The 25,504-nt window shown below is 57.7% G+C and carries 22 protein-coding genes; 7 read left to right on the forward strand and 15 right to left on the reverse strand.

Annotated elements, in window-relative coordinates; translation table 11 throughout:
- Positions 1 to 47 precede the first annotated feature (47 nt).
- Both RTM06_RS05370 and RTM06_RS05375 read left to right on the forward strand, forming a co-directional pair.
- The gene (locus RTM06_RS05370) at positions 48 to 980 is read left to right on the forward strand and encodes a nucleoside recognition family protein (protein ID WP_312180481.1); all 933 of its coding nucleotides are present in this window, start codon (positions 48 to 50) and stop codon (positions 978 to 980) included.
- A 259-nt stretch (positions 981 to 1,239) separates the two neighbouring features.
- Positions 1,240 to 2,019, forward strand: coding sequence for a Sua5/YciO/YrdC/YwlC family protein (locus RTM06_RS05375; protein WP_312180483.1), 780 nt, complete (start codon positions 1,240 to 1,242; stop codon positions 2,017 to 2,019).
- A gap of 37 nt (positions 2,020 to 2,056) precedes the next feature.
- Here the strand turns inward: RTM06_RS05375 and RTM06_RS05380 are convergent, their stop codons facing one another.
- Positions 2,057 to 2,878 (reverse strand): SDR family oxidoreductase, encoded by an 822-nt coding sequence (locus RTM06_RS05380; protein WP_312180485.1) that lies wholly within the window; start codon positions 2,876 to 2,878, stop codon positions 2,057 to 2,059.
- 95 nt (positions 2,879 to 2,973) lie between these two features.
- Here RTM06_RS05380 and RTM06_RS05385 point away from each other — a divergent pair, with 95 nt between their 5' ends.
- On the forward strand, positions 2,974 to 3,876 hold the full coding sequence (locus tag RTM06_RS05385) for a LysR family transcriptional regulator (RefSeq protein ID WP_256697738.1): 903 nt from the start codon (positions 2,974 to 2,976) through the stop codon (positions 3,874 to 3,876).
- A gap of 109 nt (positions 3,877 to 3,985) precedes the next feature.
- Positions 3,986 to 4,903 (forward strand): bestrophin family ion channel, encoded by a 918-nt coding sequence (locus RTM06_RS05390; RefSeq protein WP_312180487.1) that lies wholly within the window; start codon positions 3,986 to 3,988, stop codon positions 4,901 to 4,903.
- Here the strand turns inward: RTM06_RS05390 and RTM06_RS05395 are convergent, their stop codons facing one another.
- From RTM06_RS05395 to RTM06_RS05410, 4 genes are all read right to left on the reverse strand, one after another.
- Positions 4,904 to 5,800 (reverse strand): alpha/beta hydrolase, encoded by an 897-nt coding sequence (locus tag RTM06_RS05395; RefSeq protein ID WP_265302653.1) that lies wholly within the window; start codon positions 5,798 to 5,800, stop codon positions 4,904 to 4,906. It lies immediately after the preceding gene.
- 159 nt (positions 5,801 to 5,959) lie between these two features.
- Positions 5,960 to 6,307 (reverse strand): hypothetical protein, encoded by a 348-nt coding sequence (locus tag RTM06_RS05400; protein WP_312180490.1) that lies wholly within the window; start codon positions 6,305 to 6,307, stop codon positions 5,960 to 5,962.
- Between the two features lie 26 nt (positions 6,308 to 6,333).
- Entirely contained in the window at positions 6,334 to 7,683 is a 1,350-nt protein-coding gene (locus tag RTM06_RS05405; RefSeq protein WP_154157268.1) for a sodium:proton antiporter, read from the reverse strand.
- Between the two features lie 53 nt (positions 7,684 to 7,736).
- The gene (locus tag RTM06_RS05410) at positions 7,737 to 8,942 is read right to left on the reverse strand and encodes an MFS transporter (RefSeq protein ID WP_256697742.1); all 1,206 of its coding nucleotides are present in this window, start codon (positions 8,940 to 8,942) and stop codon (positions 7,737 to 7,739) included.
- Between the two features lie 92 nt (positions 8,943 to 9,034).
- Between RTM06_RS05410 and RTM06_RS05415 the strand changes: the two genes are divergently transcribed.
- On the forward strand, positions 9,035 to 9,967 hold the full coding sequence (locus RTM06_RS05415) for a LysR family transcriptional regulator (RefSeq protein ID WP_312180493.1): 933 nt from the start codon (positions 9,035 to 9,037) through the stop codon (positions 9,965 to 9,967).
- Positions 9,968 to 10,081: 114 nt separating this feature from the next.
- Here RTM06_RS05415 and RTM06_RS05420 read toward each other — a convergent pair whose 3' ends face one another.
- From RTM06_RS05420 to RTM06_RS05455, 8 genes are all read right to left on the reverse strand, one after another.
- Positions 10,082 to 10,591 carry a TIGR00645 family protein gene (locus tag RTM06_RS05420; RefSeq protein WP_008109449.1) on the reverse strand — a complete coding sequence of 170 codons (510 nt, stop codon included), beginning with the start codon at positions 10,589 to 10,591 and terminating at the stop codon, positions 10,082 to 10,084.
- A 54-nt stretch (positions 10,592 to 10,645) separates the two neighbouring features.
- Positions 10,646 to 13,327, reverse strand: coding sequence for a two-component system sensor histidine kinase KdpD (gene kdpD / locus RTM06_RS05425; protein WP_312180496.1), 2,682 nt, complete (start codon positions 13,325 to 13,327; stop codon positions 10,646 to 10,648).
- Between the two features lie 71 nt (positions 13,328 to 13,398).
- Positions 13,399 to 13,968 (reverse strand): potassium-transporting ATPase subunit KdpC, encoded by a 570-nt coding sequence (gene kdpC / locus RTM06_RS05430; protein ID WP_265302663.1) that lies wholly within the window; start codon positions 13,966 to 13,968, stop codon positions 13,399 to 13,401.
- Positions 13,969 to 13,979: 11 nt separating this feature from the next.
- Positions 13,980 to 16,028, reverse strand: coding sequence for a potassium-transporting ATPase subunit KdpB (kdpB, locus tag RTM06_RS05435; protein WP_312180499.1), 2,049 nt, complete (start codon positions 16,026 to 16,028; stop codon positions 13,980 to 13,982).
- 7 nt (positions 16,029 to 16,035) lie between these two features.
- On the reverse strand, positions 16,036 to 17,715 hold the full coding sequence (kdpA, locus tag RTM06_RS05440) for a potassium-transporting ATPase subunit KdpA (protein WP_256697747.1): 1,680 nt from the start codon (positions 17,713 to 17,715) through the stop codon (positions 16,036 to 16,038).
- Positions 17,715 to 17,804 (reverse strand): K(+)-transporting ATPase subunit F, encoded by a 90-nt coding sequence (gene kdpF / locus RTM06_RS05445; protein WP_081113208.1) that lies wholly within the window; start codon positions 17,802 to 17,804, stop codon positions 17,715 to 17,717. Before kdpF ends, kdpA begins: the two co-directional genes overlap by 1 nt.
- Before the next feature lie 109 nt (positions 17,805 to 17,913).
- Positions 17,914 to 19,077, reverse strand: a complete 1,164-nt coding sequence (locus tag RTM06_RS05450) for an HD-GYP domain-containing protein (protein WP_312180503.1) — start codon at positions 19,075 to 19,077, stop codon at positions 17,914 to 17,916.
- A gap of 119 nt (positions 19,078 to 19,196) precedes the next feature.
- Positions 19,197 to 20,576 carry an MFS transporter gene (locus tag RTM06_RS05455; protein ID WP_312180505.1) on the reverse strand — a complete coding sequence of 460 codons (1,380 nt, stop codon included), beginning with the start codon at positions 20,574 to 20,576 and terminating at the stop codon, positions 19,197 to 19,199.
- Between the two features lie 411 nt (positions 20,577 to 20,987).
- Between RTM06_RS05455 and RTM06_RS05460 the strand changes: the two genes are divergently transcribed.
- Positions 20,988 to 21,902, forward strand: a complete 915-nt coding sequence (locus tag RTM06_RS05460; RefSeq protein ID WP_312180507.1) for a sugar ABC transporter substrate-binding protein — start codon at positions 20,988 to 20,990, stop codon at positions 21,900 to 21,902.
- A 92-nt stretch (positions 21,903 to 21,994) separates the two neighbouring features.
- Here RTM06_RS05460 and RTM06_RS05465 read toward each other — a convergent pair whose 3' ends face one another.
- A complete protein-coding gene (locus RTM06_RS05465; protein WP_312180509.1) occupies positions 21,995 to 22,486 on the reverse strand; it encodes a GNAT family N-acetyltransferase in 492 nt (163 codons plus the stop codon).
- A 64-nt stretch (positions 22,487 to 22,550) separates the two neighbouring features.
- Here RTM06_RS05465 and RTM06_RS05470 point away from each other — a divergent pair, with 64 nt between their 5' ends.
- Positions 22,551 to 24,383 carry an ABC transporter ATP-binding protein gene (locus tag RTM06_RS05470; protein WP_312180511.1) on the forward strand — a complete coding sequence of 611 codons (1,833 nt, stop codon included), beginning with the start codon at positions 22,551 to 22,553 and terminating at the stop codon, positions 24,381 to 24,383.
- Here the strand turns inward: RTM06_RS05470 and RTM06_RS05475 are convergent.
- Entirely contained in the window at positions 24,380 to 25,504 is a 1,125-nt protein-coding gene (locus RTM06_RS05475; RefSeq protein ID WP_312180513.1) for a GNAT family N-acetyltransferase, read from the reverse strand. The genes RTM06_RS05470 and RTM06_RS05475 overlap by 4 nt on opposite strands.

Below are 25,504 nucleotides of genomic sequence, written 5' to 3' on the forward strand. Positions count from 1 at the left end.
AAATATTTTTACGGGGAGAACGGTGTGAACAAAGGTCGGAAGCGGGCATGAATATTATCGATATCATTATGTCCGCAGGCAAAGCCTCGGTAGACGTGGCCCTCTACACGTTGATTCCGATTATGGTGGTGATGTTATTCATCATGAAATATCTGGAGGTCAAAGGTCTACTTGATTTTGTTGTGCGTCATGCCACGCCGTTATTAAAACCTTTCGGTATTACCGGGCTGGCATTTTTTGCCATGATTCAGCTTAATTTCGTCAGCTTTGCGGCCCCGCTGGCGGCGCTCGCCATTATGGAAAAGCGCGGCACTTCCGATCGTCATATGGCGGCCACGTTGGCGATGCTGTTTGCCATGGGCCAGGCCAGCACCTTTTATCCGCTGATTCCGGCGGGATTACACTGGAGTACGGCGCTGATTATTTCGATCTGCGGCGGCGTATTAGCGGCAGCGGCAACCTATCACCTGTTTGGCCGTAAACTCTCGGATGCGGCGCTGTTGAATGAAGATGAAGCCGTCACCAGCAGCGAAACGAAAATGGGGCTGATTGGCATCATTAATAGCGCCGGTTCCGATGCGATTCGTCTGGCGCTGGGTTCGCTACCGATGCTGATTATCTCGTTGTCGGTGGTCGGTATTTTGAAGGAAGCGGGCGGGATTGAAACGCTCACGCGTCTGGTGTCACCGCTGCTGGATAAGCTAAATATCTCCGAAGTTTATATTCTGCCAGCGCTGACTAAATGTCTGGCAGGCGGCACCGCCTATTACGGCGTGGTGGCGGGATTGGTGGAGAAAGGCTTATACAGCGCGCACAACATCAACGCGTCGGCGGGATTGCTGATTCAAACCTTCGATCTGCCCGGCATCGGGATCTACCTTGGCCTGTCGAGCCGATTCCCGCGCCTGTTCCGCTTTGCCGTGCCCGGCATTATGCTCGGTATTGCCCTGCGAGCGATGGTGCACGCCATCCTGTTCTGATTATTGCTGGCGCTGAATACGCTTTTCAGCGCCATTTAGTAAATAACACTACAATTCACAGGCGTTATTTATTATTAGCCCTATTAATTTCATCGTTATTTTCACCCATTGCATTAGTGATATTTTTAGTACTATTATCGCAACAGATATTTCAACTATAAAATTAATCCTGATTAAATATCGGGTTAATTTACCAAGCCCTTAACTTCATTGCAGGTAATATTCCTGTATATCCTTTTTTTGCAGACAGGGTAACTCCATGAGCGCTAAGCAGATAACCTGGAATGGCGGATTACAACCGGAAGCCATCGATATTCTGGCGAAAGATGGCGGCATAATCGTTAGCCCAACCAAAGTGGGCTACATCATCATGACCTCCGATAAAGCCGGACTGGAGCGTAAGTTCGAAGCCAAGCAGCGCAAGCGCAACAAGCCTGGCGTGGTGCTGTGCGGCTCGCTGGAACAGCTGCGTTCGCTGGCGCAGCTCACACCAGAAATCGACCAGCTTTATCAGCGTCACTGGGATGAAGATATTCTGCTGGGCTGTATTCTTCCGTGGCGCGATGATGCGCTGTCGCGTATTCCCGATGATGGCTCAAAAGAGCTGATGATGGATGGCCGTCAAACCAGCTGCTTCGTGATTAAATTCGGCAAGCCAGGCGAAAATATCGCAAAAGCATTATGGGATACTCACGGGAAATTCTCCTTTGCCAGCTCAGCCAATCCATCTGGGCAGGGAAATCGCGGTTTGGTCGAAGGTATTGGCGAGCGTATTGAAGCCCGCGCCGATTTAATTATTGAAGCCAATGCTTACGTGAAATCCATTCAACCTAACGATGCCAATAAAGTGCGCTATGAACAAGGCGTTATGGTATCGATGGTTGATAGCGAAGGTCGTCTGATTCCACAGCAAAATGGCGAGCGCAAAATCACGCCGTGCCCGGTGCTGATTCGTAAAGGGTTGGATGTGGATAAAATTATGGCGCTGCTGTCCGAGATCTTCCCGTCTTGGGATTACCGCCACGGCGATTATTACTGATTTGCGGTTTGGTCGCCATGAATGGCGACCCTACAGATTACACATCCGCGCCAAACGCCACATCCCGTTGGCCGCGCAGTTCTGCCAGCCGGCTTTCCAGCGCCGTTTCGATATTCTGATACGCCGTGCTACCGAGCGCTAATCGCAGCGGCATGCTGGGCTGATCCAGCGTGGCGATCATCGCCGTGACGCATTTCCCGGCATCGCCGGCAATGGTGAAATCGCCCGAAAAAATCGCCTGGCGCAGCTGGCCTGCGGCGTTATCGCGATAAACCGCCAGCGCATCGGCCACATCCAGACCCGCACCAAAATGGGTTGCGGTCGGGCCGGGTTCCACCAGCAGGAAATCAACACCGAAGCTGGCGACTTCCTGACGCACCGCTTCGACAAACCCTTCAATGCCCCATTTCGTGGCGTGATACAGGCTGAAGTTGGGATAGGCGATTTGGCCGCCTTCGGAGGAAACCTGCGCGATGCGCCCGCCGCCCTGCTGCCGCAGGAAAGGGATCACCGCGCGAATCAGCTGGATTGAACCGGTAAGATTGGTGACGATCTGGCGCTCAATCTGCGCATCGCTCAACTCTTCAGCCGCGCCAAACAGACCGTAAGCTGCGTTGCTCACCACCACATCAATGCGATCGACGGCGGCAAAAGCGCGTTCAATCGCGGGCGCGATGCTGGCGGTGTGCGCCAAATCCAGCGCAATAATCTGCAGCTGTTCGCCGTAGGTTTGCTGCAGATCGGCCATCGCCTGCTCACGTCGCACCGTTGCCAATACGCGATCGCCGCGCGCCAGTAAACGTTCACTCATCAATCGGCCCAGCCCGCTGCTGGCACCAGTAATTAACCAGGTCTTCATGTTGTGCTCCTCATATTGAAAACCTGATGGTAGATCGCTTTACTGGTGGAGATAATCTACCTAATCGCGCATGAACCGGTGAGGAAAAACCACCAATGAGACGTCCTTCCTGGCACGAACTGCAGGCCATCAAAACGCTGGGCGAGCAGCGCAGCTTTCGCCGTGCCGCTGAAATGCTCGGCTTAAAGCGCTCGTCGCTCAGCCATCTGGTGAAAACGCTGGAGCACAATCTTGGCGTACAGCTGTTTCAACGCACCACGCGCAGCGTGTCGCTCACCGATGCCGGGCAGCAACTGCTGGATCGGCTTTCGCCTCTGCTGAACCAGATGGATGATGTGCTGCATGACATCTCCGCCAGCCGTCATCAGCATTACGGCACGCTGCGCATCAGCGCCAGCGATGCCTCGATCGGTTTGCTGCTGGATCACGTAGTGGCGGACTTTAGCGCGCGCTATCCCGATATTCAGCTCGATTTCGCCGCGCAAGGTGCGTTAGTGGATATCACCGCCGCCGGTTTTGATGCCGGCATTCGGCTGATTGAGGATGTACCGCAGGATATGGTGGCCGTTCCGCTTGGCGGCCCGCTGACGTTTGTCACCGTCGCCGCGCCCGCTTATCTGACAAGAAACGCGTCGATTCTTCATCCGCGCGATCTGCTGCAACAGCAGTGCATTCGCCAGCGCTTGCCAAGCGGTAAACGATATCAGTGGGAATATGCGCAGGCGGGCGAAAAGCATGAGATTGACGTGCCAGGCACGCTGACGTTAGACAGCAACGCGCTGATGGCGCAGGCCGCTCTCGCCGGTTTGGGCATTGCGTATGTGCCATCGCTGTATGTGGAGAAAGAACTGCGCAGCGGCCAGCTGGTGGAGCTGCTGGCCGAGTGGCGGGTGCAATCGGCGGGGATTGCGCTGTGGTTCCCGCCCAACCGACATCAATCCATGGCGCTGCGGCTGTTTATCGATGCCCTGAAAGTCAGCCTGCCTCACTACGCGTGAGGTCGAGAAACACGGTTTCAGTCTTAAAACCTTCAGCAACGGCGTTGCTCTCTTCATGCCCGGCGGCGTAACCTATCTTCACAAAACCTAAAAAATACACCATCGCAAAATGATCGTACGTCCTCATCAACACTGGTTTCTCCGGCTGTTTGACTGGCATGGATCGGTGCTCAGCAATATCGTGTTCCGCCTGTCGCTCAATCTGCTGATGTCGCTGATCGCCATCTTTGGTTATCCGTGGTACTCCACTTTCGGCATTCACCTCACCACCGCGCCTTTTAGTTTGGTCGGTGTGTCGATCGCTATCTTTCTCGGCTTTCGTAATAACGCCAGCTATGCGCGTTTTATCGAAGCTCGCACCTTGTGGGGCAGCCTGCATATCACCCAACGCTCGCTGCTGCGGCAGATCAAAAGCATTCGTGGCCTGAGTGAAGAACAGGTAAAGGGATTTACCGGCTTGCTGCTGGCGTTCTGCTGGAGCCTGAAACATGGCCTGCGTAAAACCGATGTGCAGGCCGATTTACAGCGTTTGCTGCCAGCTAGCTGGCACAGCAAAGTGCTGCATCATCCGATGCCAACGTCGCAGATTTTATTATGTCTGAGTGAATGGCTGGCGCAGCGCCGCGATGAAGGGTTGGTGTCGGATATTGTCTGGCAGAGCATTGATGAAAATCTTAACCAGCTATCGGCGATTCTGGGCGGTTGCGATCGCATTGCCAGCACACCGATTCCATTCGCCTACAGCCTGATTCTGCATCGCACGGTTTACCTGTTCTGTACGCTGCTGCCGTTTGCGCTGGTGGCGGATTTACACCTGATGACGCCGCTGGTGTCGATGTTTATCTCCTACACCTTTTTGTCGCTGGAAGCGCTGGCGGAGGAGCTGGAACATCCGTTTGGCACCGCACCGAATCATCTGCCGCTTGATGCGCTGTGCGTCAATATCGAACGCAATTTGAAAGCGATGAATGGCGATACGCCGCTGCCGGAACCGCTGCAGCCGGATGCGAATTTTAATTTGACGTAATTAACCCTGATTATCCAACCAACGCACATACGCCTGATCCCACAACGCGGCTGGCGTACCCGCTTTGCCGAGACCAAAACCATGCCCGCCGCTGCTGAGTTCTATCAGCTCAACCGGCACGCGCATGCGGCGACAAGCGTCACGCATCATTTCTGTATTATGGGGGTTGGAGGTGTGATCGTCCTCGGCCTGGGCGAGAAAAGTTGGCGGATATTGGCGCGTGACGTAGTTTTGCACTGACCAGTTGGCTTCCTGGGTCGGCGTGGCGTTTTGGCCCACCATCATCAGATGCGTGTTGGTGCGCTGATACGGCGCTTCAAGGGTGATCACCGGATAAATCAGCCCAACGCTATCCACAATTGGCCTGACCTGATCCAGCGGATCCTGCGCCGGATAGGATTCAAAATCCGGACGCGCCGCCGCCATGCCGAGCAGATGGCCACCGGCGGAGAAGCCCAACACATGCACTTTGCGCTCCATCGAACGTACCAGACGAATGGCACGTTGCGCATCCTGCAGCGGTGCCAGATTGCCCGCCTGCCACTTCTCACCCGGTAAACGGTAGCTAAGCACATACACCGTATAGCCGCTGCCATTCAGCCAGCGCGCCACCGGCCAGGCTTCGCGGCCCATACCGATAAAACGATAGCCGCCGCCCGCCGCCACAATCACCGCTTCGCCGTTGGGATTTTCCGGGCGGAAACGTTGAATCGCGGGTGAAACGATATTGGTCCAGGAGCCATGGCGATCGACTTTGAGCAAGCCTGAAGGGCCGCCGCCGCCGGGCGGATCGTCGGGCCACAACGGAATGACATCATCGCGAGCAAAGAGTTTGCCCGTGGTCATCGAGAGAACGGTTGCTCCAGTAGCCAACAAAAAGTGACGACGTGTAATCATCTTGCCCAGTGCCAGTATGCAAAAAATGCCAGCTTCAACAGCTGAATCTCATTATGTGACGCATGTCTGATTTCGACGTTGGCGATTATGTACGTAAATCGTACAAAAAAGCCATAAAAAACGCGCCTGAAAAGGCGCGTATTCTTGCGATAAATAGAACTAATCCTGCTGTTGGAATTGGGTCATCACTGTTTGTTCACACTGCTGCTGATCTTTACGCAATTTGCCGCGCTCATCCTCGCCCAACTCCAGCCACGCGCTAATCACTTCCTGCGCGATTTCTTCATTAAATTCAGGCTGCTGCATAGACGACGAAGACTGGCTGGCCGCGAGTTGTGACTTCAGCTTCTCCGTGTAGCCATCCAAATCGCTGGTCTTCTTTTCACTGCTCACCAGATGACACAGCTGGCTGGCATAAACATTCTCTTCCTGATTATTTTCACCGTCGGCAGCCAGGGCACCGGCTGACAGCGACAGCCCAACGAGGGCGAGTAATAACGCTTTCATAATAGGCTCCAATAATTTCCAATAAATCAGTTTTCGTTTTGTTCGGCGCGTGCGGCCTGACGGGCAGCACGCCAGTTTAACAACGGCGTGACCGTGATGCCGTGCAACACAATGCTGCACACCACTAACGTCAGCGCCATATCCACCATCTGTTCCGCCTGCGGTCCACGCATGCCGTGCACCCATGCATAGGCAATATAATTGATACTGCCGATGCCGCGAATACCCAGCCAGCCAATCAGCAAACGTCGCATCAGCGGAATATCGCAGCGCCATGTGGTGATCCATACCGCCAGCGGACGCACCACCACAAACAGCAGCAGCGCGAGGCCGATACCGGTGAGATTCCAGTGCTGCGCCAGCGTAATGCCCAGCACCACCATCATGCCCGCCGCCAGCAAACGCTCGATGGTATCACCAAATGAGAGCGCATCGCCGATCACCAAACCCACCGATTTGACCATGCCGCTGCTGCCCTGCGCCATCCGCTGACCGGTATTGACGCGCGCTTCTGCCGGTAAGAAACGCTCCTCTTCAGACATCTCATCTTGCGGATAGTGCTTCACCACGCGCAATTCCGCGCGACGTAACCCGACGCCCGCCGCAAAAGTGGCGAGGAAGCCCGACGCATCAACCGACTGCGCAGCAGCATAGCTCAACGCAATCAGCGCCAGTGCGAACAGATCGTTGGGTGCCACATCCTGATTGGCGGTACGTAAATGCGTCGCCAGCTGACCGATCAGCCAACCCAGCGCAAAGCCAATTCCCAGTCCGCCGCCAATCGCCCACAGCGCATCTTTGGCGAACCATTCGCCCAGCGCAGCGGTACTCAATTCGCCCGGCTGCAACAGCAAAATCGCCAGCATCAGCAGCGGCAGCGCGGAACCGTCGTTCATGCCCGCTTCGCTGGAGAGCGCCACGCGCAGGGCATCGTCATCACGCGCATCGTTCACGGAAATCAGGCTGGCGAGCACCGGATCGGTCGGCGCAACAATGGCACCAAACGCCAGCGACATCGCCCAATCGAAGCCAGTGATCCAGTGCACCAGCAGCGTCATGCCGCCGACGGTAAGCAGCATCGCCGGAAACGCCAGCCTGACGCCAAGCCGCCACGCATGCGCGTTGAGCGGCAAGCGCAGTTTCAGCCCGGTGATAAACAGCGAGGCCGCCATAGCGATTTCAGTGAGATGCGCGGCGAGGTTGGCGTGACCGATGATGTCGACTTGCAGCAGATTGAGCATCCACGGACCACACAGGATGCCCGCGAACAGGTAGAGACCAAATGAGGTCACTGGCCCACGGTGAATCCACCCGGAAGCCAGTGACATAAGGAGTAAAAGACCGCCGGTGGCGGCGGTCCAGGCCAGGAAATTCATAACGCTCCGTTTTTAAATGACATTCTCCTTTAAGCCTGGCACATGTTAAGCGATCAGTTTTTCAGATGACGGCTGGCGAGGCGAATCATCAGGGCAAGCGCAGCGGCCAACGTTGCGAGTGCGACTACACCGGTCCAGCCCCAGTGTGCCAGCGCCAGGCTTCCCAGCGCCGCACCGGTTGCCATGCCGATAAACACCACGGTAAACATCAGGGCGTTAAGGCGGCTGCGTGCTTCTGGTGCCAGGCTGTAAACCAGCGTCTGATGCGCCACCAGCGTGGCCTGCACACCCAAATCAAAACCGATGGTGCTGATGATAATCAGACCCAGCTGAGCCGGCATCGGCAGCAGCGGCAGCAGGAACATCAGCGCAAATGACACCATAACCAGCGTGGCACCGTACTGCGTAACACGCGCTGGACCGATGCGATCCGCCACGCTGCCAGCTAACGGCGCGGCCAGAGCGCCTGCGGCACCCGCAAGGCCGAATGCGCCAGCGACGGCGCTGTCCAGATGGAAGTTTTGACTGAGCATCAACGCCAGCGTTGACCAGAAGGCGCTAAAGCCCACCGACAACAATCCTTGCGCCAGCGCGGCACGGCGCAGCGTCTGATGGTGCTGCCACAGATGCGCCAGCGACAGCAGCAGACGCGGATAGCTCACCGACGTGCCTGGCGTAAAGCGCGGCAGCACGCGCCACAGCGCAACGCTAATCAGCAACACCGCTACCGCCGCAATCATGTACATGGTGCGCCAGCCGAAATACTCCGCCACCACGCCGCTCACCACGCGTGACAGCAAAATCCCCACCAGCAATCCCGTCATCACCGTGCCGACGGTTTTGCCTCGACTGCGCTCCGGCGCTAACGCCGCTGACGCTGGCACGATGTCCTGCGCCACGGTGGCGGTTAAACCGGTGACGAAGCTGGCGACCAGCAAGGCATTTAATCCGCCCGAGAAGCCACACAGCAGCAGCGCAGCAACCAGCAGCAAACCTTTAATCAGAATAATGGTGCGACGATCGTGACGGTCACCGAGCGGGGCCAGCAGCAAAATCCCCAGCGCGTAACCGGCTTGCGTCAACATCGGCACCATGCCGACGCTGCCGATCCCGACGTTGAACTGTTTGCTGATGATATCCAGCATCGGCTGGCTGTAGTAAATCGATGCGACGCTGAGTCCGGCACCGGCCGCGAGCGTGAAGACCAGCGGCGCGGGCAGTTTTTCAGCTGGCATGGCTGACGTTGAGATGGCTGACATAGTGGATTCCCCCGTGAAAGTGCGCTTATTAAAGCGCGTCGCCGCCATACGCGGTAGACTGCTCAAACACAGAACTGTTATGCGTGGTGCGTATGAACAACATCTCCAGTCTTGATCGCATCGAACTGATGCAGACCTTTATCCGCATCGTCGAGAGCGGATCGCTCTCAGCCGCAGCTACTCAACTCGGTACCACGCAACCCACCATCAGCCGTCGTCTGCAGGCGCTTGAGCAGCGGCTCGGCCTCAAACTGATTATGCGCACCACGCATGCGCTGAAACTTACCGACGATGGCGAGCGCTGTTATGCGCAGGCGCGTCAGCTGGTGGCGACCTGGCACGCGCTGGAAGATGATCTCACCGGCGCCAGCGACGACCCGATTGGCACCTTGCGCGTGCGGGCGCCGCATGCGTTTGGCCAGGATCAGCTGATTGAACCGCTGATTGATTATCTGCATCGCTATCCACGCTTAAACGTGGAGTGGATGCTGAATGACCGCACGCCAGACTTCATCAGCGAAAACATCGACTGTGCGATTCAGGTCGGTGCGCCCAGCGATGCGTCAATCGTGGCGGTGTTATTGGCGGAAGTGCCGCGCTTTGTGGTGGCGGCACCGTCGCTGCTGGCCGCGCATCCGCCGGTGGATGAGGTGTCGCAGCTCACTCATTTGCCGTGGCTGGCGCTGACCAGTTTTTATCGCAACGAAATCGCCTTGCAGCGTATTAGTGATGGTCAACCGCTGAATCTGGCGATTGCGCCGCGCCTCGCCAGCGACAGTTTGTACGCGGTGCGCAAAGCCGCCATTGCGGGCATGGGCGCGGCGGTGGTGTCGTCGTGGGTGGTGCAGGAGGATTTGGCGAAAGGCGATTTGATTCAGCTGTTGCCGGAGTGGCAAGCGCCGCCGCTGCCGGTGTGGCTGACTTATCCGTGGGCGAGCTATTATCCGGCGCGATTACAGAAGTTTTTCGCCATGATTCGCGAAGTGATGCCGAAGTTAGCGGGAGCACAGCCGCCAACGCGGTAGCGGTTTTCCCTCACCCTAACCCTCTCCCAAAGGGAGAGGGAACCGATGGTAGCAGGGTCAGCCCCCTCGCCCGCTTGCGGGAGAGGGCTGGGGTGAGGGCCAGCGCGCACCCAACTACATCTTCACCGCTTTCTTATCCCCCTTCGACATATTATCCAGCCAGCCCATCACAAAGGCCGACAGCACAAACGTCAGGTGGATAATCACGTACCACATCAGCTTTTCATTCTCGATGTTGCGCGCATCCATAAAAATACGCAGCAGGTGAATCGATGAAATCGCCACAATCGAGGCCGCCACTTTGTTTTTCAACGAGCCGGAGTCCATTTTACCGAGCCAGCTCAGCTTCTCTCTGTGCTCATCAATATCCAGCTTGGAGACAAAGTTCTCGTAACCCGAGAGCATCACCATCACCAGCAAACCGCCGACCAGCGTCATATCCACCAGCGACAGCAGCAACAGAATCAAATCGTTCTCCGCGATGGTGAAGACGTGCGGCAACAGGTGAAAAATTTCCTGGAAGAATTTGATGGTCAGCGCCAGCAGGCCCAACGAAAGTCCCATGTAAACCGGAGCCAGCAGCCAGCGCGATGAATACATCAGGTTTTCGATAAAACGTTCCATAAGTTCCCATTAATCAACAGACAAGTGGGCGAGTATAACCGAACTTATGTGAAGTTATTTCAGCCCTTCTTCAGAAATTTCCGGTGCGGCGGGCAGCGGCAATGACAAACGGAACACCGCGCCGCCTTCCGGCCGATTCTCCGCCCAGATGCGCCCGCGATGGGATTCGATAATGGTTTTACCGATCGCCAAGCCCAATCCGACGCCCGGCACCGCTGACTCTTTATCGCCGCGCGCAAACTTGTCAAAAATACGCGTCAGGTTCTCCGGCGCGATGCCGGGACCGCTATCCCACACCGCGATCTCCAGCCGATCGCGATCGCGCCACGCCCGAATACCATGCTGCGCGGCGTTGCCGGCGTATTTCAGGCTGTTTTCGATCAGATTGGTAAACACCCGTTCCAGCATGGCGCTGTCGCCTTTAATCAGCACCATCTCGGGTAAATCGAGCATAAATTCATGGCCCTTCAGCGACGGGCCCATGCTGCTCAGCGCACCGCCAATCACCTCATCCAGCGCTACCCACTCTTCACGCAGATTGAGCCCGCCAGACTGAATGCGCGCCATATCCAGCATGTTGCTCACCAGCCGGATGGTGCTCAGCGTCTGTTCGCGAATCTGATTGGCCTGGCCGACGTACTTCGACTCTTCACTGGCGAGATCGAGCATCAGCATCTCCGCCTGACCAAACAGCACCGTCAGCGGCGTACGCAGGTCGTGCGATAGCGCTGACAGCAGCGCATTGCGCAGCTGCTCGCGTTCTGCGGACAGCCGCGACGCCGCCTCACTGTGCGACAGCGCCATGCGTTCCAGCGCGTTGGCAATCAGCACGGTGAAGGTTTCCAGTAAACGCTGCTGCTCGGGAATCATCAGCTGGCGCAGGTTTTCCGGTTCCACTACCAGCAAGCCGCGACAGTGATTGCCGCTTTTCAGCGGCAGAATCTGATACGGCACCGCAGGCAAAGTATCGGTGCCCGCGCCCGCCGGTTGGCCTTTGCTGTAACTCCATTTGGCGATGGCCAGATCCGGCGGCGTGCCAATCGCGGTATCGCCCACGGTTTGCAGCTCGCCCTGCTCATCCGGCAGCAGCAGCAAACTGCGCGCCTGCAAGGTGACATCGATGATGCGCTGGCTGGTGCTGGCGATATCCTGCGGCGTCAGGTCGCTGCCGAGCGCTTTCGCCATCTCATACAGATGCCGCGCGCGCTGTTCCCGATAGCGCGCCACTTTAGCCTGATAGCGCACGCCAGCGGTGAGATTCCCGACAATCACGCCCACTGCCAGCATCACCGCGAAGGTCACCAGATACTGCAAATCTGACACCGCAACGGTGCCGGTCGGCGCAACAAAGAACAGGTCGAAGGCGATGATGTTGATCACCGTGGCGAACACCGACGGCCAGCGGCCATAGCGCAGTGCCACCAGCACTACCGCCAGCAGATAAATCATCACGCTGTTGGCGGGATCAAACTCAACTAACAGCCAGCGCCCAACGCCGGTGACCAAAATACACAGCAGCAGCGCCATCAAACAGCCGCGCAGATAGAGCCGCCATTTTTCGCTGCTGGCGCGCTGGCCGCTGAGCGGATGCGGTGCATCGCGCACCGGTTCATCCAATGCCACCACCAGCAAATCGAGATCCGGGCCGAGTTCGCCGAGGCGCTGGGCAAAGCTGTCGCGCCGCCAGCGCCGTTGCGGCTGGCGACCGGTTACGATTTTGCCGAGATTGTGCTCGCGCGCGTAGCGCAACACTGCGCGCGCTTCATCGGGATCGGAGAGCGTGGCGGTTTCCGCGCCAAGTTCCTGCGCCAGCTGCAGCGTGCGCAGGATGGCGCGACGACGTGCTTCCGGCAGCCGATTGAGGCGCGGCGTTTCGACATACACCGCGTGCCATTCGCTGCCAAGCCGCGCCGCTAAACGTGCTGCGGTGCGCACCAGCTTTTCGCTGCCGGTATCGTCGCCAATGCACAGCAGAATGGCATCACGCGTATGCCACACTTTGTCGCGGCCTTGCTGATCGCGCCAGGCGCGCATCTGGTCATCCACGCGATCGGCGGTGCGACGCAGCGCCAGCTCGCGCAGTGCGAACAGATTGCCTTTACGGAAGAAGTTTTCGATGGCGCGTTCGGCGCGGTCGCCGACGTAGACTTTGCCCTCTTTCAGCCGCTGACGCAGATCGTCCGGCGGCAGATCCACCAGCACCACTTCGTCGGCACTGTCAAAGAAGGGATCGGGCACGGTTTCGCGCACCTGAATACCGGTGACGCCGCCGACCACATCATTCAGGCTTTCCAGATGCTGGACGTTAACGGTGGTGATGACGTCGATGCCCGCTTCGAGCAGCTCTTCAATGTCCTGCCAGCGCTTGGGATGGCGCGAACCCTGCACGTTGGTGTGCGCCAGTTCATCCATCAGGATCACCGCCGGATGACGCGCTAATGCCGTATCGAGGTCGAATTCGGCGTGGCGTGAACGCCCGGTGGCACGACGGGGCAACAGCGCCAGCCCGTTGAGCAGCGCGGCGGTCTCTGCGCGATCGTGGGTTTCCACCACGCCCGCAAGCACGTCGAGACCTTGTGCGCGCAGGCGCTGCGCCTCCTGCAGCATGGCGAAGGTTTTTCCCACGCCCGCGCAGGCGCCGAAGTAGATTTTCAGCTTACCGCGATGGCTGTCGCTGTGGTTTAGCAGTAGCGCATCGGGATCGGGGCGGGGCAGTTCATCATGTAGGTCGTTCAAAGAATCCGTCCAATTAATCGAGGTTCCGTGCGGCCATGAAAACGGTCGCCATCAATGGCGACCCTACGGGTTTATTGCAAATCATCCAGCGCCAGATTGAGGCGCAGCACGTTTACCGTCTCTTCGCCGACAAACGGCAACAGCGGGCGCTCGGTATGGCGCACAATCAGCGCCTCAACATCTTTCAGCGCCATGTTGCGTGCGGCGGCAATGCGCGGTGCCTGCCACAACGCGGCTTCCGGCGAAATGTCCGGGTCTAATCCGCTCGCCGATGCCGTCACTAACTCCACCGGCACCGCTTTGGGTGCTTGCGGATTAGCCGCACGCAGCGCAGCGACGCGTTCTGCCACCGCTTTGTCCAGTGCCGGATTGCTGCCTGCCAGATTGCTGCCGCTCGAGGCCAGCGCATTATAAGGCGCATCACCGGTTGCGGAAGGTCGGCCCCAAAAGTGGCCCGGCTGATTAAATGCCTGGCCGATCTGCTCGGAACCGCGTACCGCGCCATCCTGCTCAATCAGCGAACCGTTGGCCTGTGATGGGAACCACCATTGCGCCAGACCGGTAGTGAGCAGCGGATAGACCGCGCCGGTGAGCAGCGTAAGCACTAATAACAATACAATAGCCGGACGTAACTGACTCATTTCTCTTCTCCTTAAGCCAGACCAAGCAGCGTCAGCAGCAGGTCGATGGCTTTAATACCCATAAACGGCACCACCAATCCGCCCGCACCGTAAATCCACAGGTTGCGACGCAGCAGCGCCGCCGCGCTCAGCGGGCGATAACTCACGCCTTTCAGCGCCAGCGGAATCAGGAACACAATCACCAGCGCGTTAAAAATCACCGCCGACAGAATTGCCGAATTCGGCGAATGCAGCCCCATCACATTCAGCATATTGAGCTGCGGATAGGTGGCGGCAAACGCGGCCGGAATAATGGCGAAATATTTCGCCACGTCGTTGGCGATACTGAAGGTGGTCAGCGAACCGCGCGTCATCAGCATCTGTTTACCGATGTGCACCACTTCCAACAGCTTGGTCGGATTCGAGTCGAGATCGACCATGTTGCCGGCCTCTTTCGCCGCCTGAGTACCGGAGTTCATCGCCACCGCCACGTCGGCCTGCGCCAGCGCCGGTGCGTCGTTGGTGCCGTCGCCGGTCATCGCCACTAAACGCCCTTCGGCCTGATACTGGCGAATCAGCGCCAGCTTGGCTTCCGGCGTCGCTTCCGACAGGAAATCATCGACGCCCGCTTCCGCCGCAATCGCCGCCGCCGTTAACGGGTTATCGCCGGTGATCATTACCGTTTTAATGCCCATCTTACGCAGCTCGGCAAAGCGCTCTTTGATGCCGCCTTTAACGATATCTTTCAGCGCCACCACGCCCAGCACCTGCGCGCCTTCCGAGACCACCAGCGGCGTGCCGCCCGCGCGCGCCACCTCTTCCACCGCAGCATTCACTTCCAGCGGGAAACGGCCATGATTGGCTTCGATGTGGCGACGAACCGCATCGACCGCACCTTTGCGGATCAGACGATCCTGCACGTTGACGCCGCTCATACGCGTTTGCGCCGAGAAGGGAATAAAGCTCGCGCCCATGCTGCTGAGATCGCGCTCGCGCAGGTTAAATTTCTGCTTCGCCAGCACCACGATGCTGCGTCCTTCTGGCGTTTCATCGGCCAGCGACGCCAGCTGCGCCGCATCAGCCAGTTGCTGTTCGCTGACGCCCGGCGCAGGCAGGAACTGCGTTGCCTGACGGTTACCCAGCGTGATGGTGCCGGTTTTATCCAGCATCAGTACATCGACGTCGCCTGCCGCTTCCACCGCACGGCCGCTGGTGGCAATCACGTTCGCGCCCAACATGCGGCTCATGCCCGCCACACCGATGGCCGACAGCAGGCCGCCGATGGTGGTAGGAATCAGACACACCAGCAGCGCCACCAGCACCGTGATGCTGACTGGCGTGCCGCCATACGCCGAGAATGGCCACAGCGTGGCGGTTGCCAACAGGAACACTATCGTCAGCGACACCAGCAGAATAGTCAGTGCCACTTCGTTCGGCGTTTTACGGCGTTTTGCGCCTTCCACCATCGCAATCATGCGATCGAGGAAGGTTTCACCCGGATTGACGCTGCACTGAATCACCAGCCAGTCGGACAGAATGCGCGTACCGCCGGTCACGGAGGAGAAGTCACCGCCCGATTCACGGATCACCGGCGCGGATTCACCGGTAATGGCGCTCTCATCCACCGACGCGCCGCCTTCCAGCACTTCGCCGTCGCATGGAATGATGTCACCGGCTTCCACCAGCACCACATCGCCTTTGCGCAGCGTATCGGCCGCCACGCTGTGCCACGCTGCGCCATAACGCGCTTCGGCCAGTTTTTTTGCATCGCTGGTTTTGCTGATGCCTTTCAGGCTGTTGGCCTGCGCCTTGCTGCGCCCTTCCGCCAGCGCTTCGGCGAAGTTGGCGAACAGCACGGTGAACCACAGCCAGATGGCGACGCCGGCGGTAAAGCCCGCGTTGCCGCTGAGCGTGCCGCTGGCCATGCCCACCGCCAATACCGAGGTCAGCACGCTGCCGATCCACACCAAAAACATCACCGGGTTGCGGAACTGCACGCGCGGATCGAGTTTTTTCAGCGCATCCAGCATGGCAACGCGGGTGAGCGCCGCATCAAACAGCGCCAGTTGTTGACGACTCATGATTCCGTTATCCCTGAATAAGTTGCAGATGTTCCGCGACCGGGCCTAATGCCAGCGCGGGGATGAACGTCAATGCGCCCACCAGCAAGACGGTGCCAATCAGCAGCGCGATAAACAGCGGGCCGTGGGTTGGCAGCGTACCGTTGCCCACCGGCTGAATTTTCTTCGCCGCCAGCGAACCGGCAATCGCCAGCACCGGAATGATGATGCCGAAGCGACCCACCAACATGCAGAAGCCGAGCAGCAGATTCCAGAACGGCGTGTTGGCGCTCAATCCGGCAAAGGCGCTGCCGTTGTTGTTAGAGGCCGATGACACCGCATACAGCACTTCGCTGAAGCCATGAATGCCGGGATTGGCCATGCCGGCGCGACCGGCGTCGGTCATCATCGCCAGCGCGCTGCCAAGCAGCACCAGCGTTGGCGTCACCAGAATCGCCAGCGCGGTCATCTTCATCTCCCACACGTCGATTTTTTTACCCATGTATTCTGGCGTGCGACCGATCATCAACCCGGCGATAAACACGCCGAGCAGCACGAACAGCAGCATGCCGTACAGGCCAGCACCGACGCCGCCAAATACCACTTCACCCAACTGCATCAACCACATCGGCACCATGCCGCCGAGCGCGGTGAAAGAGTCATGCATGGCGTTGACCGCACCACACGACGCCGCCGTGGTGATCACCGCAAACAAGCTGGAGTTGAGAATGCCGAAGCGCGTCTCCTTGCCTTCCATGTTGATGGCGCTGTCCGCGCCGAGCGCGAGGAAGTGCGGATTGCCACGCAGTTCGGCCCACATCACGGTGATCACCGCCAGCACGAACATGATGGTCATCGCCCACAACAGCATGTGGCCCTGACGACGATCGCCCAGATGCTGGCCAAAGGTGAAACAGAGCGCCGCCGGGATCAGGAAGATGCTCAGCATCTGCACGAAGTTGGTCAGCGCCGTCGGGTTTTCGAACGGATGCGCCGAGTTGACGTTGAAGAAACCGCCGCCGTTGGTGCCGAGCATTTTGATCGCTTCCTGCGACGCCACCGGACCGAGTGGCAGCGTCTGCTGCGCGCCTTCCAGCGTGGTGAGCGCATGGTAAGGTTCGAAGGTTTGAATGCTGCCCTGGCTGACGAAGAACAGCGCCATCAGCAGGCTGATTGGCAGCAGCACGTAAACGGTAATGCGCGTGAGATCGCGCCACGCGTTGCCGAGCGTCGCCAGCGAACGGTTGGCAAAACCACGAATCAGCGCAAACGCCACGGCGATACCGGTCGCCGCCGACAGGAAGTTCTGCACCGTGAGGCCCGCCATCTGACTGAAATAGCTCAGCGTGCTTTCCCCGGCGTAGGATTGCCAGTTGGTGTTGGTGACAAAGCTGATGGCGGTATTGAGCGCCAGATCCCAGCTCAGATTAGGCAGATGCTGCGGGTTCAGCGGCAGCGCGGCCTGTGTCATCAACATCAGCAGCAGTAAGGCAAAACCCAGCGCGTTAAACAGCAGAATCGCCAGCAAATAGTGCGGCCAGCGCATGGCGTCGCCGTCGGCACCGGCCAGTCGCCACAGCGCGCGTTCGGTACGCGGCAGCAGCGGCTTGTCAGCCACAAACAGGGCGAGATAACGTCCCAGCGGTTGTGCCAGCACCATCAGTACCAGCAGGAATACCGCAATTAGCATGAATGCATTCGCCGCCATCAGAATGCCTCCGCATTAAGCAGGGCATAAATCAGGTAGCCCAGAAGAACAAACACCAGCACGATGCCGGCTATCACGCCCACGCTCACAGCAACCTCCAGAGGATTTTGGTAGTGCTGCAAGCATGCGCGGCGCGGCATAAAGAAGAGGTAAAAAGGCGGGAAGCGGGCGTAAATAAAGTATAAAAATGGTGAAGAATTAAGCGCTTTCTAACGCCCAGATGCGGTTCAGATCGATGTTCTGCCACAAGCCGCTGTCTTCCGCGCCGGTGATGCTGTCGGTGCAGAAGCTGTCGCCAAGATCGAGCTCTTCCGGTTTTACTTCGCGCTGCGCGTGCAGTGACCAGAACACATGCACTTTGGGCTTGAGCAACGATTTTTCGCCCGCCTGCACCACTAGCGCCACGCGCCCGGAAGCCAGTCGCACCAGCGATCCCACCGGATAGATGCCGATGGTGCGCACGAAAGCGTGCAGCAGCGAGTTATCGAAGTGGCCACGCCAGCTCAACATGTTGTGCATCGCTTCGGCAGGTGTCCAGCCTTTACGATAAGGACGATTCGAGGTGACGGCATCGTAGACGTCGCACACCGATGCCATGCGCGCATACAGTGAGATCTCCTCGCCTTTCAGACCGTGCGGATAACCGTTGCCGTCGTATTTTTCATGGTGATGCAGCGCGATATCCAGCAGATCTTCACCGGCGTTAGCTTCCATTAACATCTGCGCACCGACAATCGGGTGCTGGCGCATCACGGTAAACTCTTCATCGCTGAGCTTGCCGGGCTTGTTGAGAATCTCCAGCGGCACCGCGGCTTTACCCACATCGTGTAGCAAACCGCCCATGCCAACGCGGCGCAGCTGGTGCTCATCGAGGCCCATTTTTTTGCCGAGCGAGATCATTAAGCCGCACACCGCCATCGAGTGCAGATAAGTGTAATCGTCGTGATTCTTCAGGCGCGCCACACTCAGCAGCGCAGTCGGTTCACGGGTGATCGAACCGGCTATTTGATCCACCAGATCAAGGGTGTAATCGAGGTCGAGGCCTTGCCCCATACGCGCCTCGTTAAACATCGCCAGCACCTGCGGTTTCCCCTGATTGAAGATGCTTTGCGCCTGATCCATCTCCTGGAAAAACGGGGTTTGAGGAATCTCTTTTTTCGGCGCGGGCGCAGCGGGCGCCTGAACCGATTTGTCGAGATCGATCCATAACTGCAGGATCCCCTCATTGCGGATCATCGCGATCTGGCGTTTATCAGTGATCAGCATTTGGTTGCGAATACGCTTATCTTTGACCCACCAAACCTCAAGTTTGTGGATAAACATTCCCTGCCGCAGTTCGTCAACGTTAATCAGCTTTATCACGATATCGCTCCTTAATATCAGTGGGTGGTAAGGAGGTATCGGCAGCTGAGCAAAAAATCTTCAGGAGTGATTTGTGCGATCGGTGAGGTTTGCGAGATGGGTGCGCATTAATGCGCACATTACGTCGTAGGGTCGCCATTCATGGCGACCTGGCTTGAAATCTCCTGCTCCTCGCCAACGCGTTCAATCGGTCCCATCACCAGCAGGAACAGCAAAGCAGCAACCACGCAGTGCGCGCCGACAAACACCAGCCCGATGCTGTAGCTGCCGGTTAAGCCGACGATGATGCCGAACAGCAGCGGCGTGATAAAGCCCGCCATATTGCCGATGCCGTTGAAGATCGCGCCCGCCAGGCCAACCGCTTCTTTCGGTGCGGTATCGCTGACAATCGTCCAGGTTCCGGCGCCCGCCGCCACGCCTTTGCCAAAGAAGGCGAACGACATAATGGCGATAATGCCAACGTTGCTGGGGATCACCGCCGCCAGAACCAGCGACGCCGCCATCAGCATGCCGACGATGTACGGCGTTTTACGCGCCCAGGATAAACTCCAGCCGTTTGCCAGCAGTTTGTCGGAGATATAGCCGCCGCTGATGCCGCCGACGAAGCCAAACACCGCCGGTGCGATGGTGGCAAAACCGGCGTCGAGAATGTTCATGCCACGCGCCTGCACCAGATAAATCGGGAACCAGGTGATAAAGAAGTAGCTGAGCGCGATGATGCAATATTGGCCGATATAGGCGCACCACAGCATGCGGTTGCTGAGCAACTTTTTGAACATCGCTTTGCTCAACGGCGGACGCGCTTTTAGCGTTTGCGCCGAATCAATATCGACCAGCGCGCCGCCCTGCTCGATGTAGCGCAGCTCATTTTCCGATACTCGCGGATGATGGCGCGGACTGCGCATAAAGCCCATCCAGACAAACACCGCCAGCACGCCAATGCCGCCCAGTACGAAGAACGGCCATTCCCAGCCGAAACGCGACACCAGCCAGCCGGAGAGCGGCGAGAAGATAGCGACGGCAAAATATTGCGCCGAGGCGAAGAGTGAAGAGGCGCGGCCGCGTTCGGCGCTGGGGAACCACATGATCACCGCACGGGCATTGGCGGGAAAACTCGGGGCTTCAATCAGGCCCAGCGCGAAACGCAGCGCAAACATCAATGTCAGTGCCATGGTCATGCCGCTGGAGAACTCGCCGACAAAGCCCATCAGCAGCGTGGAGATCGACCATAGCGCCAGCGTTACGCCATACACTTTTTTGGTGCCGAAGCGATCGAGAAACAGGCCGCCGGGGATCTGGCCGATCACATAGGCCCAACTAAACGCCGAGAGGATCAGGCCAAGCTGGATCGCCGACAGTCCAAACTCATCTTTGATCGCCGATCCCGAGATCGACAGGATCGAGCGGTCGGCATACGCCACCACGGAAAGAAACAGGATCAGGCACAGAATCCAAACGCGTACGTGGCTGTTCTGTGAACGATTATTGGCTTTTAGCATGGGCTGAATTCCTCAAATGAACGTGCCGGAATACCGCTTTATTTCCCTGTTCAGCAACTATAGGAGGCGGTTTCAGGCGTGGACATTGTGCGAATGACGGAATCGACGGTGCTAATGAGCGCCAGATTTAGTAGCTGGCACAAAGCAAGGTGCGGCGCTGCACAGAACCTTAAAGATCTGCGCGCCTTAGCGCCGCAATGTGCGCCAGCTCTAAGAAAATCCTTCGCATCGCAACTATGAGCGCGCGAAGCAAAGACGCACCCGAGAGCAAAGTGTGCGCCTGGCTGCAAAATCCAACCGTGCTGATTGTCAGTTGCGTAGCGGGCTCGTAGGCTGAAAATGATTTCATTGAGCCATTTTTGAACTTGATGAAACATTCATTCTAATAACAAGCTTACTCTGGAGTCTGCGATGAAAACCTTCAAGGCAATTGTGTTGCTCGGCCTGCTCTCGACATCAGCCTCGACACTGGCGGAAAAAATTGGCGTGTCGATGGCCTACTTCGATCAAAACTTCCTCACCATTATTCGCCAGTCGATTGATAAAGAAGCCAAAGCGCGTGGACTCGATATTCAGTTTGAAGATGCACGCGGTGACGTTGGACGGCAGACCGATCAGGTGCAGAGTTTTATCGGCGCGGGCGTGGATGCGATCATTGTCGATCCGGTCGATTCTGCCAGCACGCCGCAGCTCACCAAGCTCGCGCAGCAGGCAAAAATTCCGCTGGTGTACGTAAACCGCACGCCGGGCGATAAATCGCTGCCGGCCGGCGTGGTATTTGTCGGCTCCGACGAGCGTGAATCCGGCACCTTGCAGATGGAAGCGCTGGCGAAAATGGCTAACTACAAAGGCAATGTGGCGATCATGATCGGTAACCTGACCGATGCCGGTGCGCTGCAACGCACTAAAGACGTTGAGCAAGTGGTGGCGAAATATCCCGGCATGAAAGTAGTGCAGAAACAGCCCGCCAACTACGCGCGCAATGAAGGCATGGATTTAATGAATAACTGGCTGGGCAACGATGAAGCAATTGATATCGTTGCGGCCAACAACGATGAGATGGCGATTGGCGCGGCGATGGCGCTGGCCAAGGGCAATAAAAAGGTGCTGGTTGGCGGCATCGATGCCACGCCAGATGGCCTGAAAGCGCTGGCGCAGAACAAAATTCAGGTCACGGTGTTCCAGGATGCGGTCGGCCAGGGCAAAACGTCGGTGGATGTGGCGCAGAAGCTGATTAAAGGCGAGAAAGTCGATTCACACGTGTGGATCCCGTTCGAGCTGGTAACCAAAGAGAATATGCAGAGGTACGTTGATAAATCACAATAATTACCGCCAATTGTAGGGTCGCCATTTATGGCGACCGTAACGCAGGTTTAGTGCGGTTATCGACAAGGTCGCCATGAATGGCGACCCTACGGTTAACGTAATATCGCCATCTGCACGATATCGTGATACTCGCCGTCGCGCAGGCAGGCTTTGCGTTTCACGCCTTCGCGCTCGAAGCCCAGCTTCTGATACAGGCGCAGCGCGCGTTCGTTATCGTGAAACACTTCCAGCTCGATGCGCATAATGCCGAGCCAGTTAAAGGCGTAATCCATCGCGTTGCGGATCAGCTTTTCACCAATGCCGCGCCCGCCAAACGCCGGATCGACGCTGATACCAAAACTGATGCTGTGACGCGTGCGCGGACGCTGCTCGACAAACAGCGTCAGCTCGCCGACCATCGCGCCATCGATCTCCGCAACAAAGCCGATGTATCCCAGCTCATCCATCTTTTCGAATTTTTTCTGCCAGGTCGCCGCGCTCGGGCACGGCAGCTGCGTGGTCCAGCGATAAACGTCAGGATGGCTGTAAAGGCGTTGGTAGGCGGCGGCGTCGCCCGGCTCACGACCGCGAATGTGTAAATCCATGTCGGTAATCCCTTTTCACATGCACTAAGCTGTTAACTCTCACCATTTCGGGAAGAGTGATTCTATGTTGTATCGCCGTTTTGAACGTTTTATCAATATTTTCCAGGATGCGCCAACCGATTCCCCACCCGCCAGCGTCTGGCCGTTCTACTTCTACTATCTGCGTCAGGTGTGGCCGAGCTTTGTCGCGCTGCTGATTGTCGGGCTGGTACAGGCGCTGATCGAAGTGGCGCTGTTCAGCTATCTCAGCCGCATCATTGATCTGGTTAATCACTCGACGCCCGCCTCGTTGTTCAGCGATAACTGGCAAATATTGTTGTGGATGGGCTTTGTGGCGCTGATTCTGCGGCCAGTGGTGATTGCCGCGCACGATATGCTGGTGCATCAAAGCATTAACCCGAGCATGACCAGCATGATCCGCTGGCAGCATCACAACTACGTGCTGCGCCAGAGCCTGATCTTCTTCCAGAACGATTTTGCCGGGCGCATCGCCCAGCGCATCATGCAGACCGGTAACTCGCTGCGTGATTCGGCGGTACAGCTGGTGGATGCCATCTGGCACGTGGTGATTTACGCGGTGACCTCGCTGGTGCTATTTGCCGAAGCGGACTGGCGTCTGATGATTCCGCTGGTGATCTGGATTGTGGCGTACAGCGTGTCGCTGAGCTTCTTCGTGCCGCGCGTTAAACAGCGTTCGGTGGTGTCATCGGAAGCGCGCTCAAAATTAATGGGCACCATCGTCGATGGCTACACCAACATCGCCACCATCAAACTGTTCTCGCACAACGATCTGGAGAAACGTTACGCGCGTGAGGCGATTCAGGAGCAAACCGACAAAACCCAGCACGCTAGCCGCATGGTCACCACCATGGATATTACGCTCTCGACGCTCAATGGCTTGCTGATTGTCAGCACGTCTGGCCTGGCGCTGTGGTTGTGGAGCCAGTCGCTGATCAGCGTCGGCGCGATTGCGCTGGCGACCGGTTTGGTGATCCGTCTGGTGAACATGTCCGGCTGGATCATGTGGGTGGTGAACGGCATCTTCGAGAACATCGGTATGGTTCAGGATGGCCTGAACACCATTGCGCAGCCGCTGAGCGTGCAGGATCAGCCGAACGCGAAAAACATGCAGGTGACGCGCGGTCAGATTCGCTTTGAGGATGTGCGTTTTGATTATGGCGGCAGCCGTCAGGTGATTAATCGCCTCAATCTCAACATCAAACCGGGCGAGAAAATCGGGTTGATTGGCCCGTCCGGCGCCGGTAAATCCACCTTAGTGAACTTGCTGCTGCGGCTGTATGACATCAACAGCGGTCGCATTGTGATTGACGATCAAAACATCGCCGAAGTGACGCAAGAGAGCTTACGCGGACAAATCGGCATGATCACCCAGGACACGTCGTTGCTGCACCGCTCGATTCGCGAAAACCTGCTGTATGGTCGCCCGGATGCGACGGAAGAGGAGCTGCAGGCGGCGATTATCCGCGCGCGCGCCGACGAGTTCATTCCGCTGCTCTCCGATCCGCAAGGCCGCACCGGCCTGGATGCGCACGTGGGCGAGCGCGGCGTGAAGCTGTCGGGCGGCCAACGTCAGCGTATTGCCATCGCGCGCGTGCTGCTGAAAGACGCGCCGATTCTGATCATGGACGAAGCCACTTCCGCGCTGGATTCCGAGGTGGAAGCGGCGATTCAGGAGAGCCTGGAAACGCTGATGCAGGGCAAAACGGTGATTGCCATCGCACACCGTCTTTCCACTATCGCCAAAATGGATCGTCTGGTGGTGCTGGAGAAAGGCGAGATTGTCGAGATGGGCAACCACCGCGAACTGCTGGCGCACGGCGGACTTTACGCGCGCCTGTGGCAGCATCAGACCGGCGGTTTTGTCGGCGCGGATTAATCACCACGCCGATACGGCAAGGCGTCGCGCGCTTCAATCGCCCAACCGCGCACGCCTTCCCGTTCCTGCAGCAGAAAATCCGCCACCGCATCGCGCAAGCCGGGATGACACAAATAGTGCCACGAATGGGTGATGTGCGGCTCAAAGCCGCGCACCAGTTTATGTTCGCCCTGCGCGCCCGCATCAAAACGCTGCAAACCTTCCGCGATGGCGAAATCCATGCCCTGATAAAAGCAGGTTTCAAAATGCAGCCGATCAAACTCCGCCAGACAGCCCCAATAGCGGCCGTACAGCGTGTTGCCGTCCATTAAGCAGAATGCCATCGCTGCCGGTTGCCCTTGTAGCGAGGAAATCACCACGCGAATCGAACGCGGCATGCGCTCTGCCAGCAGGCTAAAGAAGTGGCGCGTCAAATACGGCCGCTGGCCGCGCACCGCATAGGTGTTGGCGTAGCAGGTGTAGACAAAATCCCACTGATCTTCGCGCAGCTCATCGCCGCGATACCAGCTGAATTCGAAGCCGCTGCTCATCACCTGCTCACGCTCTTTGCGCAGCTGTTTGCGCTTGCGCGACATCAGCGTGTCGAGGAAATCCTGAAAATCGCGGTAGCCTTTGTTGTGCCAGTGATACTGCAAGCCAAGACGTTCCAGCCAATCCGGCTGCTGCTGCATGATGTGGTTGGCGAATGGCGTGGTGAAATTGATGTGCGCGCCGCTCAAACCCTGTTCGTAGAGATTATCCGGCAGCGCGCTGAGCAATTTCAGCACCGCGTCTTCATCGCCCAACAGACGTGCGCCGGTCACCGGACTGAACGGAATCGCGCCCAGCCATTTCGGATAGTAAGGAATACCGGCGCGCTGGCAGGCATCCGCCCACGCATGGTCAAACACATATTCACCGCGCGAATGGCGTTTGCGATAGCCGGGAATGGCGGCACGCAGCACGCCATTTTCCCGCCACAACAGGTGATCCGTCTGCCAGCCGTTTTCGGGCCGCACGCTGCCGCTCTCTTCAAGTGACAAGAGAAATGCGTGGCGTAAAAACGGTTGATCGTCAGGTAACAGCGCATCCCATTCGACGGCGGCAATCTCCGCCAGCGATGACAGATGTAGCAAAGACAT

This window comes from Pantoea sp. CTOTU46764, from assembly GCF_031974595.1.
In the GTDB taxonomy this organism is placed as follows: Bacteria; Pseudomonadota; Gammaproteobacteria; order Enterobacterales; family Enterobacteriaceae; genus Pantoea; species Pantoea trifolii.

What these genes read in the sequence shown, in the direction of transcription:
- RTM06_RS05410 (WP_256697742.1), bottom strand. Translation starts at nt 8,942, where the DNA reads ATGTCAGCCATCTCAACGTCAGCCATGCCAGCTGAAAAACTGCCCGCG.
- RTM06_RS05400 (WP_312180490.1), bottom strand. Translation starts at nt 6,307, where the DNA reads ATGAAAGCGTTATTACTCGCCCTCGTTGGGCTGTCGCTGTCAGCCGGT.
- RTM06_RS05370 (WP_312180481.1), top strand. Translation starts at nt 48, where the DNA reads ATGAATATTATCGATATCATTATGTCCGCAGGCAAAGCCTCGGTAGAC.
- RTM06_RS05415 (WP_312180493.1), top strand. Translation starts at nt 9,035, where the DNA reads ATGAACAACATCTCCAGTCTTGATCGCATCGAACTGATGCAGACCTTT.
- RTM06_RS05420 (WP_008109449.1), bottom strand. Translation starts at nt 10,591, where the DNA reads ATGGAACGTTTTATCGAAAACCTGATGTATTCATCGCGCTGGCTGCTG.
- RTM06_RS05475 (WP_312180513.1), bottom strand. Translation starts at nt 25,504, where the DNA reads ATGTCTTTGCTACATCTGTCATCGCTGGCGGAGATTGCCGCCGTCGAA.
- RTM06_RS05465 (WP_312180509.1), bottom strand. Translation starts at nt 22,486, where the DNA reads ATGGATTTACACATTCGCGGTCGTGAGCCGGGCGACGCCGCCGCCTAC.
- RTM06_RS05390 (WP_312180487.1), top strand. Translation starts at nt 3,986, where the DNA reads ATGATCGTACGTCCTCATCAACACTGGTTTCTCCGGCTGTTTGACTGG.
- kdpB (WP_312180499.1), bottom strand. Translation starts at nt 16,028, where the DNA reads ATGAGTCGTCAACAACTGGCGCTGTTTGATGCGGCGCTCACCCGCGTT.
- RTM06_RS05395 (WP_265302653.1), bottom strand. Translation starts at nt 5,800, where the DNA reads ATGATTACACGTCGTCACTTTTTGTTGGCTACTGGAGCAACCGTTCTC.
- RTM06_RS05380 (WP_312180485.1), bottom strand. Translation starts at nt 2,878, where the DNA reads ATGAAGACCTGGTTAATTACTGGTGCCAGCAGCGGGCTGGGCCGATTG.
- RTM06_RS05385 (WP_256697738.1), top strand. Translation starts at nt 2,974, where the DNA reads ATGAGACGTCCTTCCTGGCACGAACTGCAGGCCATCAAAACGCTGGGC.
- kdpC (WP_265302663.1), bottom strand. Translation starts at nt 13,968, where the DNA reads ATGAGTCAGTTACGTCCGGCTATTGTATTGTTATTAGTGCTTACGCTG.
- RTM06_RS05405 (WP_154157268.1), bottom strand. Translation starts at nt 7,683, where the DNA reads ATGAATTTCCTGGCCTGGACCGCCGCCACCGGCGGTCTTTTACTCCTT.
- kdpA (WP_256697747.1), bottom strand. Translation starts at nt 17,715, where the DNA reads ATGGCGGCGAATGCATTCATGCTAATTGCGGTATTCCTGCTGGTACTG.
- RTM06_RS05375 (WP_312180483.1), top strand. Translation starts at nt 1,240, where the DNA reads ATGAGCGCTAAGCAGATAACCTGGAATGGCGGATTACAACCGGAAGCC.
- RTM06_RS05455 (WP_312180505.1), bottom strand. Translation starts at nt 20,576, where the DNA reads ATGCTAAAAGCCAATAATCGTTCACAGAACAGCCACGTACGCGTTTGG.
- RTM06_RS05460 (WP_312180507.1), top strand. Translation starts at nt 20,988, where the DNA reads ATGAAAACCTTCAAGGCAATTGTGTTGCTCGGCCTGCTCTCGACATCA.
- RTM06_RS05470 (WP_312180511.1), top strand. Translation starts at nt 22,551, where the DNA reads ATGTTGTATCGCCGTTTTGAACGTTTTATCAATATTTTCCAGGATGCG.